Origin of the sequence: Thiobacillus denitrificans ATCC 25259 (assembly GCF_000012745.1) — a bacterium.
Classification (GTDB): Bacteria; Pseudomonadota; Gammaproteobacteria; order Burkholderiales; family Thiobacillaceae; genus Thiobacillus; species Thiobacillus denitrificans_B.
Genome location: NC_007404.1, coordinates 995,541 through 1,011,118, shown reverse-complemented (window position 1 = coordinate 1,011,118; position 15,578 = coordinate 995,541). Strand labels below are relative to the sequence as shown.

Sequence of the window (15,578 nt, the reverse complement as noted above, 5' to 3'; positions counted from 1 at the left end):
TACCCTCTCATTCCTCTTCGTTGTCGGTCTCGGCTACTTTTTCCAGGCTGATGAGCTTTTCGCCCTTGTCCAGATTGATCAGCGTGACGCCCTGGGTCGCCCGGCTCATCGCGCGGATCTCCTTGACGCGCGTGCGGATCAGCACGCCGCCGGTCGTGATCAGCATGATTTCGTCGTCCGCCTTGACGAGGTTGGCCGCGACGACCTTGCCGTTGCGCTCGCTGGTCTGGATCGCGATCATGCCTTGCGTGGCCCGCGCGTGACGCGTGTATTCCGCGATCGGCGTCCGCTTGCCGTAGCCGTTTTCGGTCGCCGTGAGCACGAAGTCGTTCTCGTCTTCAGCCACGAGCAACGAGATCAGCTTGGCGCCCTTGGCGAGCTTCATGCCGATCACGCCGCGCGCGGCACGGCCCATCGGGCGCACGTCGTTCTCGTCGAAGCGCACGGCCTTGCCGGAATCGGAGAACAGCATCACGTCGTGACGACCGTCGGTGATCGACGCACCGCACAGCACATCGCCGTCGTCGAGGCCGACCGCGATGATGCCGGCCGTGCGCGGGCGCGAGAATTCGGAAAGCGGCGTCTTCTTGACGATGCCGTTGGCGGTCGCCATGAACACGTAGTGCTCGTCGTCGAAGGTCTTGACCGGCAAGAGCGCGCTGATCTTCTCGCCGTCCTCGAGCGGTAGCAGGTTGACGATCGGCTTGCCGCGGGCGGCGCGTCCGCCCTGTGGCACGTTGTAGACCTTGAGCCAGTACAGCCGCCCGCGGTTGGAGAAGCAGAGGATGTAGTCGTGGGTGTTGGCGACGAACATCTTCTCGATGAAGTCCTCGTCCTTGGTCCCCGCCGCCTGCTTGCCGCGGCCGCCGCGCTTCTGTGCTCGGTAATCATCCAGCGGCTGCGACTTCATGTAGCCGCCGTGTGACAGCGTGACGACCATCTCCTCGGGCTTGATCAGGTCTTCCATCGACATGTCCTGCGCGTTCTCGACGATGGTCGAGCGCCGCCCATCGCCGAACTGGTCGCGGACCTGGGTCAGTTCCTCGCGGATGATCTGGGTGATGCGCGCCGGATTCGCCAGAATGTCGAGCAGGTCGGCGATCTTCGCCATGATTTCCTTGTACTCGGCGAGGATCTTGTCCGACTCGAGGTTGGTCAGGCGCTGCAACTGCATTTCGAGGATGCGCTGCGCCTGGATTTCCGAGAGGTGATAGCCATCGGCGTGCAGGCCGAATTCCGGCCCCATGTTCACCGGCCGCGAATATTCGGGGTCGATGCGCGCGAGCATCTCCTCGACCATCGCCGACTTCCACGCGCGGCCGAGCAGGCGTTCCTTCGCGATCGCAGGCGTTTCCGACGACTTGATCAACTCGACGATCTCGTCGACGTTGGCGAGCGCGACCGCCAGGCCCTCGAGGATGTGGCCGCGCTCGCGTGCCTTCCTGAGATCGAAGACGGTGCGCCGGGTGACGACTTCACGGCGGTGGCGCAGGAAGGCGTCGAGCATCTCCTTGAGGTTCAGGAGCCGCGGCTGCCCGTCGATCAGCGCGACCATGTTCATGCCGAAGGTGTCCTGCATCTGTGTCTGCTTGTACAGATTGTTCAGGACCACGTCGGCGTTCTCGCCGCGCTTGAGTTCGATGTAGACGCGCATGCCCGACTTGTCGGACTCGTCGCGCAGGTCGGCGATGCCGTCGATCTGCTTGTCGCGCACGAGTTCGCCGATCCGGATCAGCAGATTGGCCTTGTTCACCTGATAGGGCAGCTCGTCGATGATGATCGCCTGCTTGCCGCCGCTCTTGTCGAGGTCCTCGACGTGGCAGGTCGCACGCATGACGACGCGGCCGCGACCGGTACGGTAGCCGTCGCGCACGCCGGAAAGGCCGTAGATGATGCCGGCGGTCGGAAAGTCGGGCGCCTGGACGATGCTGATCAGCGACTCGATGTCGGTCGCGGGGGCGTCGAGCAGCGCGAACAGGGCGTTGCAGATGTCGGTGAGATTGTGCGGCGGGATGTTCGTCGCCATGCCGACCGCGATGCCCGACGAACCGTTGATCAGCAGATTCGGAATCTTGGTCGGCAGCACGAGCGGCTCCTGCTCGGAGCCGTCGTAGTTGGGGCCGAAGTCGACTGTTTCCTTGTCGAGGTCGGCCAGCAACTCGTGCGCGATCCGCGCCATGCGCACTTCGGTGTAACGCATCGCCGCGGCGTTGTCGCCGTCGACCGAGCCGAAGTTGCCCTGGCCGTCGATCAGCGGGTAGCGCAGCGAGAAGTCCTGCGCCATGCGGACCATGGTGTCGTAGACGGCCGTGTCGCCGTGCGGGTGGTATTTACCGATGACGTCGCCGACGACGCGCGCCGACTTCTTGTAAGCCTTGTTCCAGTCGTTGCCAAGCTCGTTCATCGCGTACAGCACACGACGGTGCACGGGCTTGAGCCCGTCGCGCACGTCGGGGAGTGCACGGCCGACGATCACGCTCATCGCATAATCGAGGTATGAACGCCGCATCTCCTCCTCGAGACTGACCGGGAGGGTTTCCTTGGCAAACTGTTCCATAACCGGCTTTATACCCAAGCTTCAAAGAGGGCGATTTTAGCATGGCCGCCTGCCCCGCCCGCCTTTGCCAAACGGCAGGCAAACAGTGAGAATGCGGCCACCATGAAAGCCTCCGCCGACCTTCTTCTCCTGCCGCAGTGGGTGGTCCCTGTCGACCCGGAAGGGGTGCTGACCGACCACGCCGTCGTCGTCGCGGACGGACGCATCGTCGACGTTCTGCCGGCCGAGGTGGCGCGCGCCCGCTACGCCGCTGCCAAGACGGTCGCGCTGCCGGGCGAGGCCCTGATCCCGGGCCTGGTCAACCTGCATGGCCACGCCGCGATGTCGCTGTTTCGCGGCTTCGCCGACGACCGCCCGCTGATGGCCTGGCTGACCGGGCACATCTGGCCGGCCGAGAAGAAGCACGTCTCCGAGACCTTCGTGCGCGATGGCACCCTGCTCGCGGCGGCCGAGATGCTCGCCGGCGGCATCACCACCTGCAACGACATGTACTTCTTCCCGCGGGCGGCGAGCGAAGCCTTCCTGCAGGCCGGCATGCGCGCGGTCGTCGGCATGATCGTGCTCGAATTCCCGACCGCCTACGCCGCGGACGCCGACGGCTATCTGTCCAAGGGGCTCGCGCTGCGCGACGAATTCAGGGGCGAGCCGCTGCTCGGCTTCGCCTTCGCGCCGCACGCGCCGTACACGGTCTCGGACACAAGCTTCAGCCGTATCCACACCTTGGCCGACCAGCTCGGCCTGCCGATCCACACCCACATCCACGAAACCCGGGACGAGATCGCCGACAGCCTCAAGGAGCATGGCGTGCGTCCGCTCGAGCGGCTCGCCCGGCTCGGCCTGCTCGGGCCGAACTTCATCGGCGTGCACGCCGTGCACATGACCGAGGCCGAAACGGAGTTGCTGGCCGAGCACGGCTGCCACATCGCCCATTGCCCGACTTCCAACCTCAAGCTCGCATCGGGCGTCGCGCCCGTGGCCGAGTTCGCGCGCGCCGGCGTCGGCGTCGGCCTCGGTACCGATGGCGCCGCGAGCAGCAACCGCCTCGACCTCTTCGCCGAAATGCGGCTGGCCGCGCTGCTCGCCAAGGGCATGAGCGGCGACGCCGCCGCGCTGCCCGCGGCCGCGGCGCTGAAAGCGGCCACGCTCGACGGCGCACGCGCGCTCAACCTCGATAGCGAGATCGGCAGCATCGCTGCCGGCAAGCGGGCCGACCTCGTCGCCGTGAACCTGCACGGCGTATCGCGGCAGCCCGTGTTTGACCCGGCTTCGCACCTGGTTTACGTTGCGGGGCGCGAAGACGTCACCCACGTCTGGGTCGACGGCAAGCCCAAACTCAGGGAACGCAGCCTGGTCGGGCTCGACGCCGACGACCTCGCCGCCCGCGCCGTCTACTGGCGCACCAAACTCACCGCAGAAGGACAGTCATGAGCAACGTCGACGCTGCCGAAATCGCCAAGTTTTCCGAGCTTGCCCACCGCTGGTGGGACCCGAACTCCGAATTCAAGCCGCTGCACGAAATCAACCCGCTGCGCCTGAGATGGGTCGACACGCGCGCGCCGCTCGCCGGCAAGAAAGTGCTCGACGTCGGCTGCGGCGGCGGCATCCTCGCCGAAGCGATGGCCGGTGTCGGCGCGACCGTGAGCGGAATCGACCTCTCCGAGAAGGCGCTCAAGGTTGCCCGCCTCCATCTCTACGAATCCGGCAAGAGCGTCGACTACGAACTCGTCTCGGCCGAAGACTACGCCGCCGCCCACCCCGGCGAATTCGACGTCGTGACCTGCATGGAAATGCTCGAACACGTTCCCGACCCCGCCTCGGTCGTCGCCGCCTGCGCGCGCCTCGTCAAACCGGGCGGCTGGGTGTTCTTCTCGACGCTCAACCGCAACGCCAAGAGCTACCTGCTCGCCGTGGTCGGCGCCGAATACATTCTCAAGCTGCTGCCGCGCGGCACCCACGACTACGCCAAGTTCATCAAGCCCGCCGAACTCGCGCGGATGGCGCGCGAAGCCGGGCTCGAAACCGAGGAGCTGACCGGCATGACCTACAACCCGCTGACCAAGGTTTACCGGCTCGAAGCCGACACCGACGTCAACTACCTGATGGCGACCCGCCGTGAAGCCTGAGCACGCGCGGCTCGACGGCATCCGCGCAGTCCTGTTCGACCTCGACGGCACGCTGGTCGACACGGCGCCCGACCTCGGCAACGCGCTCAACCTGCAGCGCGCGCGCCACGGCCTCGCCCCGCTTGCCGCCGACGTCATCCGCCCGCAAGCCTCGCACGGCGCGCGCGGGCTGCTCGCCCTCGGTTTCGACCTCAAGCCCGACGACCCGCGCTTCGCGGCCATGCGCGAAGAATTCCTGCAGCTCTACGCCGACAACATCTGTCAGGCCTCGCGCCCGTTTCCCGGCGTGCCCGAGCTGCTCGACGCCCTCGAAGCGCGCGGCTACAAATGGGGTGTCGTCACCAACAAGCCGGCGCGCTTCACTGAACCGCTGATGTCGGTGCTCGACCTCGCCGAGCGCGCGGCCTGCATCGTCTCCGGCGACAGCTGCCCGCAGCCCAAGCCCCATCCGGCGCCCATGCTCGTCGCCGCCCGGCGCTGCGACGCGCTACCCGCGCAATGCCTCTACCTCGGCGACGCCGAGCGTGACGTCCAGGCCGCGACCGCCGCGGGCATGCCCGCGCTCGTCGCCGCCTGGGGCTATCTGGGCGCCGAGGACGCGCCGCACGCCTGGGGCGCGCACGCGCAGATCCACCACCCGCTCGACACGCTCGACTATCTGCCTGCCTGACCGTGGCCTACACGCTGATCAAACAGATCCATCTCGCCACGATCGCGATCACGCTCGCGCTCTTCCTCTTGCGCGGCTTCTGGATGATGGCCGAGTCGAAGCGGCTGCAGGCGCGCTGGGTGCGCATCGCCCCCCACGTCAACGACTCGCTGCTGCTCGCGAGCGGAATCGCGCTCGCCGTCCTGCTGCAGCAATACCCGCTCGTGCACGGCTGGCTCACGGCCAAATTCTTCGCGCTGATCGCCTACATCCTGCTCGGCACCGTCGCCCTCAAGCGCGGCCGAACCCGCGGCCTGCGAATCGCCGCCTGGGTTCTGGCACTGCTCGTGTTCGGCTACCTGGTCACCGTCGCCCGCACCCACGATCCCTTGCCCTTCCTCCGCTGAAAGCGTACGGCGCCGCGGAACTTTCGCTGCGCCGGCCTCTCTATGCGGTACACTTGTTGCAGCAGCACACAGGGGCCGACCTGGCTTCGACGTGGGTCGCAAAGCAGCGTAGGGCATACCGAGGGTCAGAGCACCTCGTAAATCCAACTGAAAAACTTTAGTCGCAAACGACGAAAACTACGCCCTGGCCGCTTAAGGTCCAGGACTCACACTAGCCTGTTCATGGGCTAGGCCGGGTCAAACCGGCAGTGAGTTAATTCACATGAAATCGCGCTTGTCCGGGTCGCTTGGGCAGGTGCTAAATCCAAGGCGGCTCGGCGAAATCCAGCCTGTTCGGCGGGCGTGATGGAGCTTAAAGCTTAAAAACACCGGACTAAGTATGTAGAACTGCCTGTAGAGGGCTTGCGGACGCGGGTTCGATTCCCGCCGGCTCCACCACCTTCATGTTGTTTTTGGTCGAAAAACAACATAAAAATGATGATATTCAATACCTTATTCATCAGGATACGTAAAGAAACGTAAAGCAACATAACGCGGGATTGTTGGTAACACCGTTGGTAACTGCTAGACTCGTCCGGGCTGTTACCAACAACCCTGGGGTCGATTCCCGTGCTTACCGACATGAAAGTGCGCCAGGCGAAACCTGGTCCCAACGTCCAGAAACTCTCCGATTCTCAGGGCCTGTTTCTTCATATATCCCCGTCGGGTGGAAAGTGGTGGCGCCTAGCTTATCGTTACACGGGAAAGCAGAAGCTGCTGTCGCTTGGAACCTACCCGGCGGTCTCTCTTGCAGACGCCCGGCAGCGGCGTGATGAAGCCAAAAAGCTGCTCGCCCACGGCGTAGACCCGGCCGAAAATAGAAAGGCTACAAAGCAGGCTCGGCAGGACCGCGCGAGCAACAGTTTTGAAGCCGTCGCTCGCGAATGGCATGCGAAGTTTTCTTCGACATGGAGCGCAAACCATAGCGACCGCATCATCAGGCGCTTGGAAAATGACATTTTTCCGTGGTTAGGCGATAAGCCGATCGCCGACATTACACCCCCAACCCTTCTCGCAGCCCTACGGCGTATCGAGGAGCGCGGAGCGGTCGAAACCGCCCATCGCGCCATGCAGAACTGCGGCCAAGTTTTTCGCTACTCAGTAGCGACCGGCCGCGCGGAACGAGACCCTTCGCAAGACCTGAAAGGCGCCCTCCCGCCTGTTGCCAAGAGCCACTTCAAAAGCATCACCGACCCCGTCCAAATTGGAGTGCTGCTGCGCAATATAGATGGCTACAGCGGTGGCCCCGTCGTGCGAAGCGCACTTCGTTTGGCACCCTTAATTTTTGTTCGTCCAGGCGAATTAAGACATGCCGAATGGGCACACTTCGACCTCGGGGCTGCCGAATGGCGCTATACGGTATCCAAGACCAATACCGAGCACATAGTCCCTTTGAGCCGTCAAGCCATTTCGGTCTTGGAAGAACTGCAGCCCTTAACAGGGCACAAGCGCTATGTTTTTCCGGCGAACCGGGGGGAAGGCCGCCCCATGAGCGAGAACACTGTCAACGCTGCGCTGAGGTCGCTTGGCTACGATAAGGAAACACTAACAGGGCACGGCTTCCGCGCCATGGCGCGGACCCTTCTTGATGAGGTTCTAGGGTTCCGCCCAGACATCATCGAGCATCAGTTAGCGCACGCCGTCCGCGATCCGCTAGGGCGAGCCTATAACCGCACCACCCACCTTCCGGAGCGCCGAAAAATGATGCAGGGCTGGGCAGACTACTTAGATGAACTAAAAGCTGGAGCAACGGTTATTCGGCTTTATGGATAAATCAGCCTAAGGCCTGAACTGCGCGAGCCGCCCATCACTCTGCCCACCGGTCTCACGCTAACCATATGGTCACTGGCGTCGCACGTTCGAATATCCCGCCGATCCAAGTTCGTCATAAAAGTCGGTCCCATTTTCCACTTGGGCTTTCAGTATTTTTTCAAAGACCGTCGTCTCTACGTAGGATGCCTCCATTCCCGGATCGAAATGGACCAAACTCGGTGAAAGTATTATTTTTCGAAAAGCGGCATCTGAAACAAACACGGCGGTGTCGGTTGCAAACACGACGTCAACAGTTAGCAAATCTTTCTTAATTTCTTTCATTTAGTTCTTCTCTCGTGGATTGGGGAAGTCAGCCTCTTTTGGAGCGCGGGATATGCGAGGAATGGACAATGACCAGTTCTCCCGTTCGCTTGAGCCTCTCCAGGCAATTCCCCAAGTGTTGTTTTTCCCAAGGGGTGAATAGGGCCGCGACCAGTTCGCGCTCGCCTTCTTCGCGTTTCCCTTCAATGATTTTGAATTTATTGCTGGGCCCATTCCGATGGGTAGCTGAGTGCCCGGCCATATCTACAGCCGGTAGCCCGGTGGAACGTTTCATAATCGTGATTCCTCGACAGCCAGCAACCGGCCCATTCCCCGTTGCACGGTCAGATATTTGGTTAGGGTCTCGTACCTGGACGCCGTGAGCCGTGTCTTTCCCGCCAGTTCCATTTCGATACACCGCTTACCCTCAAGTACGATCCAGTAGAGGCGATCTCCAGTGGCAAGGTTGATCAAATCGCCTCTCAGCGTTTCCCTGAAGTGGGGCAGATCCCGCAGCTGGCACCATATTCCCCCTTGCCGTTCGTGAGTCTCGGGGTCGATCACCACCTTGAGCTCCTGTTTTTCCTGACCGCCGCCGAACGCGCGGTAGACTGCCCTGCCCGCTAGCCACATCGCGGCAATAGCGATCAGGGCGGACGGCATCATCATGAAGAGCCCGGCTGCAGCGTTTATAAAAGCGTAAAGCCACCATTCGGCAAAGAGTACGAGACCCGCACAAAATACGCCGGCTAGTGCGCCCCAACGTGAGGCTCGCCGTTCTGCCGCAGGATCCTCCGCCGTGACCATCCACAGCAAAAAGCCGAGGATGCCTAGCAGCGAAGTCAACGCTCCCCAGACCATCATCAAATTGTTCTCTTCATTCATATCGCCTTCCCTTTCTCAAACCATCGACCGATAAGGCGCAGGGTGCGCTTTATCAGCCACCAAGCTACCAAGGGAAACCGGCGAATCAAGAGGCTATCCCCGAAAAAACTACGACTGCGGGTCGGGTCGCGGGGGATTAGTTTTAGCCAAGGTGTTTTCCGGGTTCGGTGGTTGTCCCCGCCCCATGATTTCCCATAGCAAGGACACTGCATAAAATTTGTCACGCAAAGTTGACGCGGAAAAATGGGACTCTTCAAACCACTCATGGACGTGCCTCTTCCCGATTTGCTCGGGGGCGCGGATTCCCTTTGCGGAACAGAACCCGAGGAATTGATAAATTCTGTCTACCTGGCGACGCCGAGAGGTTTTCCCTCCTTTCCTGGTGTGGCGGCGCAAGGCGTCTTGCAGATCATCCCTAAGCCTCACCTGCGTCCCCCGACGTACTCCGCTACGACATCTATCCGGCCGTGCCCAAGTTCCCTCGCTATGGTCTCGCGCGCCAATCGGTCAACCCGGCGGTCTCGCACCTTGCCGGAAATAACCGGGGCAGGGCAGCCTGCGATCTGGCTATAGCGCTCGCAAGCATAGGCGGACCTCAGTTCATGCAATCCTCTAATTCCTCTGGCTTTGAGAGCGTCACGACCGGCCCTCAAACCACCTTCTCGCCACTGCTTCCAGCTTTGACCGGTGGGTACTAAGTTTCGGTTATTACCCTGCAATGCTGCGGCACACCTGAGTGACTGCAAGCCTACGGGCGAAATTGCCAGCACGCGTGGCCTGCCGCCCTTCGTCCCGGCAATGAACCGCACCATTCCGGTCGATTCCGCTTGTCGAAGCGCCTGATTTGCATTGAGCAGAGAGGCTTCCTTTGATCGAAGGCCAAGATTTCTTGCCAGGTCGGCGATAGCTGCCTGGCGCCCAAGTCCGTCGCGCTGCATTTCCTGTAGCACAAGACGAAATTGCTCCCTATCAAGCCCATCGGGCGCAGCCCCCCTGATCGCGGACCGCTTCTCGATTCCGCACTCTCTGGTCGGACTGACGGCGCGCCAAGCGCCTTTTGTAGCAAGGGACATGACCGAATTCACTGCAGAGACCAGGTTTTGGCCATAGGACTCGGATAAATCAGACTCGGCGAGCTCCTTGCCGTAGGCCATGACCAACTCCCTGCTCACATCTTCGAGCTTTTTCACACCTTGACCGCGGGCGAACTCAGTAAATTTCTGCCAACGCTCCCCGACCGACGCCGCTGTGCCGTATGAAATGGCACCGGAACGTGCGGCCGAATTGCAGGCAAACACTCCTGCCTTTCCCATATCCCTTGAACCCAATCCAAAATTATTGGCCATGTCCTATATGAAAAAAAATCCGAACGATTGTCTGATCTGACAGAAAGTAGCTCGGGTTGGGCTGCGGCGCGGGTAGAAGTGCCCACGTAAAACCGCAGCAAAAATGTTCCCATTCCCGGAGGGCCCGATTAACTTCGTGTTAAGTGTTACGCAGAGATTTAAAGCTCTCGCAAGCTTGCCCTTCGTGTGTTTTTTTGGAGGTGGCATCCTCAACTTTATGGGGGTGAGTTCTTGATCTGAGGGAGCTATGGAGTATCGGATCCTCACGCGCTTGCGCGCTCCGGCCTCGGCCGTTACTCGGCCTCCGGGTAATCCCATCCCGGCCCTATTGACTGTCTTGCAAGCGGTGCTTGCTCGATGGTTATTTGTTATGAGGAAAACGACGTTCGTCGTTTTTCGTCGTGGCAAGAAACACGTTGGAGCCGCGGCAGACTGGGCTTACGCGGCAGAGCGCTAGCCCGTCTCTGTGCTCCTTATCGTCGCACAGAGACGGGCGGCCCCTAGCTCGGAATCGCGGTTGCCGGCGATGTGTTGCTACTCCGATATTTTGATATCTATTAAAATATCGGCTTGTTTCGCTTTTTGAGCGTACTGACTTCAGTCAGGTTGCGCTCATTCTAGAGCCGTTGGGGACCTCGGGTGACTCGCAAAGACGGCGATTTTTTGCGTCTTTTCGAGGATCACCCTCCGGCAAGATATATATCCTCGAGTTCGTTAAGTGGATCACCCGGTGCGACGCGGCGAAAGACCTTGTTGTCTAAGGCAGTCGGAGGTGGTCGATGAAGTCAGTGGCCCCGTTTGGCCCGTATCGGCCCAGCCACCTCGGAAATCCCTAGCAGCGGGTAGAAGTGGCCCAATGTGGGCCACGCTGGGCCGGAGTGCGCCATCTCGTGAGCCCAACGTCGCCGCCGATGAGGATCGGCTGGATGTTTCCCCATCTCAGCAGAGTTAGCGTTCGCCTGCACTTGCCTATCCGACTCGCGCATTGGAACCCAATTGTTCGGGCAACGGCAGCCAAATCATGTTATGCCCTCAAAGCGCAGGTAATCCGTGAGCCGCTTCGACTCATTGATTTCGTCGTGGGGCACCAGCAAGTACTTCCACGGTTTGGCGCCTACCTTCGCGGCGTAATCGGAAGCGTGGCTGCACCAGCGCGTTGCAGCAGCGGTCTTGGCCTGAACCTCCGGGGAGTTGACCTCGGCACGTGCCTTGGTCTCAACCATGAAGACGGTCGCGTCCGTCTCGGCCACGAAGTCGGGGATGTACTCCGGCTGCTCGGTGCCAAGCTTGTAATAGATCTGGAACTGCCCCTTCGCGGGCTTGAACCACTTCAGGGCATCGCGCTCCAGAATGATGGCGAAGCGCCGCTCCGTGTCCGAATCGAACTTCTGCAGCGGATACAAGCAGCGCGCGAATCCGCCGAACAGCATCTGCTTGATGCGGCTGGTCTCGGTCACGGTCTCCCGGAAGTGGTGGGCCGTCTGACCTGCCGTGGCGGTGTAGTTGCACGGCTTGAGTTCGGTGAAGCCGCGACTGACCTGCACCTCGTAGTCGGTCGCCTCTTCCCAGAAGTGGGCCATCATCTGCGCGTGGATTTCCCGTGCGATCAGGCGGCGGTCACGATCGAGGACGCTGATGGCTTCGTCCTCGGACAGGTAGCCGCGCAGGTGTTGCACCATCTGGCCCGCGAGGTCGTAGAGCAGATCGGCGTGGGTGAAGTAGTCGATGTCGTCGAAGTCCACCAGCGCGTGGACGATGTAGTCCTCCGGGCGCTGCTCCTTGAGCCCAACTTCGGCGGCCAGGGTATCCTGCTCGTTGGTGCGCAGGTTATGGATGACGATCTCGCGCTCACCCGGCTGGAGATGGAGCTGGCTCACATCCAGCTTGAAGGCGTGGAAGCCCGTCGTGACCTCGCCAGTCGGCACCACTGCGATGCGCGGGATGTCGATGGTCTGCTGCACCACGATCTCGGTGGTCTTCGCCACCACGGCTGACAAGTCAAGTGCAGGGACTGATTCATCCACGCCCGCGAGCAATTCGCCTTGCAGCGGCTTCAACCGCTCCGCCACCTCCGCGAGGATTTCCTTCTGCACTTCTGGTTTCAGCAGCGCGCTGCTGGTGGGCACTAGATCGCGCTTGACCTCGTACTTGCCGATGACGTCCATGACCACACGCGCGGCCTGCTTCTCCGCCTCCGTGGTGAACACCGGCTTGGGCGCGGGGACTTCCGCTCCACTGTCAGTGGCTGAAGCCCCTGTGATCACGACCGGTGCGTCCGTCAAACCGAGACGCGCCGCCGCCCCGGACTCGACCTGCACGCTGACCTTCTTGTCGTCGGCGCTCGGCGCATCGAGGATGACCTGCTTCAGGCGAATCGGCGAGTCGCCGCGGTTGGCCTCGTCGATGATCTCCTGGAACTTGTCGTGCGCGACGATGTTCAAGCGATCCACCGACGCGACGCCCGTGCGTTTGCCGTAGGGCAATCGCAGGCCACGCCCGATGGACTGTTCGATCAACGTGCGGGCATTGGCGGCGCGCAGCGGCACGATGGTATAGAGGTTGGTTACGTCCCAGCCCTCCTTGAGCATGTTGACGTGAATCACGATCTCGGTCGGCTCGTCCACGCTCTCCACGGCTAGCAGGCGCGTGATCATCTCTTCTTCCTCCGCGCCGGTACGGCTGGAATCGACCTGGATCACCTTGCCCTGGTAACGCCCCTCGTAGAAGGCTTCCGACTCCAGAAGTGCCAAGAGTTGCCCCGCGTGCGTGGTATCGCGAGCGATGACGAGCATGAAGGGCTTGACCGGCTTGACGCCGTTCTCGCGGGCATAGGTGAGCAGCTCGACCTTGGTCGTCTCGTGCAGGCGCACACCGTCTTCAAGCTTGGTCTTCTCGATCTCCTCGGGCGTGTGCGCTTTGGCGTCGAAGTTGCGCTGGGTGACCACAGCAGGCTCCTTGACGAAGCCATCCTCCATCGCGCGCGCCAGCGGGTAGTCCATCACCACGTTCTTGAACGGGACTGGCCCACGGCTGGACTCGACGAACGGCGTCGCCGTCACTTCCAGACCGAATAGCGGCTTGAGTTCGTTGATGGCGCGCACGCCGGCGCTGGCCCGGTAGCGGTGCGACTCGTCCATCAGCAGCACCAGGTCAGAAAGACTAGCCAGGTGGTTGAAGTAGCTGTCGCCCAGCACTTCCTTCATCCGCTTGATGCGCGGCTCCTTGCCGCCGCGCACCTCGGAGTTGATCTTGGAGATGTTGAAGATGTTGATACGCACGTCGTGAGCGAAGCCCATTGACTGCTCGTCTACCGCCGCACCGGTCTGGTCGTAGTTGTCGCCGGTGATGATCAGCGGCGGTTGCTGCGCGAATTCGGCGATCCCCTTGAACACGTACTTTGGCGTGTTGCGCGTGAAGTCCGTGATGAGTTTGTTGTAGATCGTCAGGTTGGGAGCGAGCACGAAGAAGTTCTTGATGCCGTGCGCCAGATGCAGGTAGGCGATGAAGGCTCCCATCAGGCGGGTCTTGCCCACGCCCGTGGCCAGCGCGAAGCACAGCGACGGGAACTCGCGCTCGAAGTCCTCCAGCGTGCTGAACTCAGCCTTCAGCGTCGACAAAATGGCCGAGACATCCTGCTCGTGGCCCAATAGTTCGGGCGCGGCATCAAGCGCGCGAACCAGTTTGGTGAGCGACTCCGCCTGGGGCGGACGAAGAGACAGACGACCGGTGACGGCGTGCAGGACGCGGGCGTTCATTATTCGTTCTCCCCAAACAGGCCGCCCTGTCCCGCGTTAGCGAGGGCCGCTTTTCTGCTTTTAGTGTTCTTGAAGCTATTGCCAGGGGGCGCAGGCTCGGATTTTTCAATCTCCGCCATCGGCAGGTTGGTCACATTCAGGCTGTAGTCATCGCGGCCCCAATGGCAGCGGGCCAGCACCATCTTCGGAATCTTCTTCAGTGTCAGGTTCGGCCAGCGCTCCGCCGCCTTTGCCGCCGTGACTCCGTGGAAAGCGGCGCAGCACACCAACAGGCTCCGCTCTGGGCCGACTTCATCGGCCAGGGCTTGCAGTTGCTCAGCGGACAGGTTCTGCGTGGTGACGTAGATGAAGTCTCGCTCGCTGGAGTGGCCGTGCTGCCACCAATGCGTTTCCGACGGCGCGTAGTTGAAGCCTTCCAGCTTGGCCAGCGCCTCGGCCAGTTGCGCAGCGTTGTATTCGGGATTGATGACCGGGTTGCCCCAGCGGTCGTTGACGATCAGGCTAGGGGCAAGACGGTAATAGCGGAAGCCGCCGCCGCCGTGCCAACTTAGAGCCTCTGTGACGCCGCCCTTATCTTCGCCGTCAATTACCTTCCTGAGACGCGGAATGATGTGTGTATGGCAAGTTTCCTCAAGCTCCACCATTATCCAGCGCCGTCCCATTTTATGAGCGGCTGCTCCAGTGGTGCCAGATCCCGCAAATGAGTCAAGAACCCAGTCTCCTGGATTCGTTGAAATACTAAGAATACGGGAAACCAAGTCTTCTGGCTTCGGGGTTTCAAATGCTTGAACGCCCTCCAAAACAGATCTTTGATGAGCCTTAGTTTGTCGAGTCGTGTGCAAGTCTGACCAGATTGTTGGCCAAGGGCGCGTAGGAGCGTCGGGAGCATATTCTCTTGTGTAAGGAACCCACCGCAGTACTCCGCCGCTTTCCCTTTGCTTCCAAACAAGCTCTCCCTTCGCTATCAGCTCATCAACACCCTTTTTCCCCATTGCCCATCGGGCTTCTTGGCCGTCATCGTGAATGGGGTAAACATCCACGCCGTCTGGCCCCTTGATCGGGAAATACATCGACGGGCGGTCGATCCGAAGACTATTCTTCCCGTTTTTCTTTAGGAGACGGTCACGGTACGGCCTGTCCGATTCCGCGTCCGGCTGCCGGTATGCATTTAGGATTGACTCATCCTGCTTCGGTCGAAAATAAATCGAGTCAGGATTCTTTACATAGCAAAGAATGTATTCATGATCTGGGGAAAGGGCGCCCTTGTTGTCATTTGGGCTGTCGACCTTCTTCCAGATAAATGACGTAACGAAACACTTGCGACCAAAAATCTCGTCGCACAAGACCTTAAGATAGTGAGCCTCGTTGTCATCAATAGAAATCCATAGCGAGCCATCGTCCGAAAGCAGACGCCTGATGATTTCTAGCCGATCCCGTACTAAGCCAAGCCAAATCGAGTGCTCAAGACCATCATCATATTGTGCAAATGCGCTACCGGTGTTGTACGGTGGGTCAATGAACACGCACTTCACTTTGCCGGAGAACTCTTGCTCCAATGCTTTCAGCGCAAGCAGGTTGTCACCGAAGATCAGTCGGTTGTCGAAGATGTCGTTGTCCGACACGCGATGCTTGGCGTGATATGACTTCTCTGGATCTTCGAGCAAGATGCGCGGCTCCAATTTGGGCCGCTTCTCCTTCCCGATCCAGGTGAGTTCTAGTTTTTGCTTGCTCATGGTCGTGCCGC

Annotated in this window: 12 protein-coding genes and 1 other RNA gene; 6 read left to right on the top strand and 7 right to left on the bottom strand. The window is 60.8% G+C overall.

The window, feature by feature from the left end:
• Nucleotides 1–7: 7 nt before the first annotated feature.
• A complete protein-coding gene (gyrA, locus tag TBD_RS04770) occupies nucleotides 8–2,557 on the bottom strand; it encodes a DNA gyrase subunit A (protein ID WP_011311460.1) in 2,550 nt (849 codons plus the stop codon).
• 102 nt (nucleotides 2,558–2,659) lie between these two features.
• Here gyrA and TBD_RS04765 point away from each other — a divergent pair, with 102 nt between their 5' ends.
• From TBD_RS04765 to TBD_RS04745, 6 genes are all read left to right on the top strand, one after another.
• Nucleotides 2,660–3,985: a TRZ/ATZ family hydrolase gene (locus TBD_RS04765; RefSeq protein ID WP_011311459.1), complete on the top strand. Its 1,326-nt coding sequence runs from the start codon at nucleotides 2,660–2,662 to the stop codon at nucleotides 3,983–3,985.
• On the top strand, nucleotides 3,982–4,680 hold the full coding sequence (gene ubiG / locus TBD_RS04760; RefSeq protein WP_011311458.1) for a bifunctional 2-polyprenyl-6-hydroxyphenol methylase/3-demethylubiquinol 3-O-methyltransferase UbiG: 699 nt from the start codon (nucleotides 3,982–3,984) through the stop codon (nucleotides 4,678–4,680). Before TBD_RS04765 ends, ubiG begins: the two co-directional genes overlap by 4 nt.
• Nucleotides 4,670–5,350 (top strand): phosphoglycolate phosphatase, encoded by a 681-nt coding sequence (gene gph / locus TBD_RS04755; RefSeq protein ID WP_011311457.1) that lies wholly within the window; start codon nucleotides 4,670–4,672, stop codon nucleotides 5,348–5,350. The genes ubiG and gph overlap by 11 nt, the downstream gene beginning before the upstream one ends.
• A 2-nt stretch (nucleotides 5,351–5,352) precedes the next feature.
• Nucleotides 5,353–5,736: a SirB2 family protein gene (locus TBD_RS04750; RefSeq protein ID WP_011311456.1), complete on the top strand. Its 384-nt coding sequence runs from the start codon at nucleotides 5,353–5,355 to the stop codon at nucleotides 5,734–5,736.
• Between the two features lie 71 nt (nucleotides 5,737–5,807).
• Nucleotides 5,808–6,174: a transfer-messenger RNA gene (gene ssrA / locus TBD_RS14485) on the top strand.
• A 171-nt stretch (nucleotides 6,175–6,345) separates the two neighbouring features.
• On the top strand, nucleotides 6,346–7,548 hold the full coding sequence (locus tag TBD_RS04745; protein WP_011311455.1) for a tyrosine-type recombinase/integrase: 1,203 nt from the start codon (nucleotides 6,346–6,348) through the stop codon (nucleotides 7,546–7,548).
• Between the two features lie 69 nt (nucleotides 7,549–7,617).
• Here the strand turns inward: TBD_RS04745 and TBD_RS14745 are convergent, their stop codons facing one another.
• The 6 genes from TBD_RS14745 to TBD_RS04730 form a co-directional block, all read right to left on the bottom strand.
• Entirely contained in the window at nucleotides 7,618–7,869 is a 252-nt protein-coding gene (locus TBD_RS14745) for a hypothetical protein (RefSeq protein ID WP_011311454.1), read from the bottom strand.
• A 28-nt stretch (nucleotides 7,870–7,897) separates the two neighbouring features.
• Nucleotides 7,898–8,143, bottom strand: coding sequence for a hypothetical protein (locus tag TBD_RS14740; RefSeq protein ID WP_011311453.1), 246 nt, complete (start codon nucleotides 8,141–8,143; stop codon nucleotides 7,898–7,900).
• Nucleotides 8,140–8,733, bottom strand: a complete 594-nt coding sequence (locus TBD_RS04740; protein ID WP_041432378.1) for a hypothetical protein — start codon at nucleotides 8,731–8,733, stop codon at nucleotides 8,140–8,142. The genes TBD_RS14740 and TBD_RS04740 overlap by 4 nt, the downstream gene beginning before the upstream one ends.
• 422 nt (nucleotides 8,734–9,155) lie before the next feature.
• Entirely contained in the window at nucleotides 9,156–10,079 is a 924-nt protein-coding gene (locus tag TBD_RS14480) for an integrase domain-containing protein (RefSeq protein ID WP_011311450.1), read from the bottom strand.
• Between the two features lie 1,019 nt (nucleotides 10,080–11,098).
• Nucleotides 11,099–13,834, bottom strand: a complete 2,736-nt coding sequence (locus TBD_RS04735) for a DEAD/DEAH box helicase (protein WP_011311449.1) — start codon at nucleotides 13,832–13,834, stop codon at nucleotides 11,099–11,101.
• Nucleotides 13,834–15,567, bottom strand: coding sequence for a site-specific DNA-methyltransferase (locus tag TBD_RS04730; protein WP_011311448.1), 1,734 nt, complete (start codon nucleotides 15,565–15,567; stop codon nucleotides 13,834–13,836). Before TBD_RS04730 ends, TBD_RS04735 begins: the two co-directional genes overlap by 1 nt.
• Between the last annotated feature and the right edge of the window lie 11 nt (nucleotides 15,568–15,578).

Coding starts and splice junctions, on each gene's coding strand:
- gyrA (WP_011311460.1), bottom strand. CDS start 2,557: ATGGAACAGTTTGCCAAGGAAACCCTCCCGGTCAGTCTCGAGGAGGAG.
- TBD_RS04765 (WP_011311459.1), top strand. CDS start 2,660: ATGAAAGCCTCCGCCGACCTTCTTCTCCTGCCGCAGTGGGTGGTCCCT.
- ubiG (WP_011311458.1), top strand. CDS start 3,982: ATGAGCAACGTCGACGCTGCCGAAATCGCCAAGTTTTCCGAGCTTGCC.
- TBD_RS14745 (WP_011311454.1), bottom strand. CDS start 7,869: ATGAAAGAAATTAAGAAAGATTTGCTAACTGTTGACGTCGTGTTTGCA.
- TBD_RS14740 (WP_011311453.1), bottom strand. CDS start 8,143: ATGAAACGTTCCACCGGGCTACCGGCTGTAGATATGGCCGGGCACTCA.
- TBD_RS04740 (WP_041432378.1), bottom strand. CDS start 8,733: ATGAATGAAGAGAACAATTTGATGATGGTCTGGGGAGCGTTGACTTCG.
- TBD_RS14480 (WP_011311450.1), bottom strand. CDS start 10,079: ATGGCCAATAATTTTGGATTGGGTTCAAGGGATATGGGAAAGGCAGGA.
- TBD_RS04735 (WP_011311449.1), bottom strand. CDS start 13,834: ATGAACGCCCGCGTCCTGCACGCCGTCACCGGTCGTCTGTCTCTTCGT.
- TBD_RS04730 (WP_011311448.1), bottom strand. CDS start 15,567: ATGAGCAAGCAAAAACTAGAACTCACCTGGATCGGGAAGGAGAAGCGG.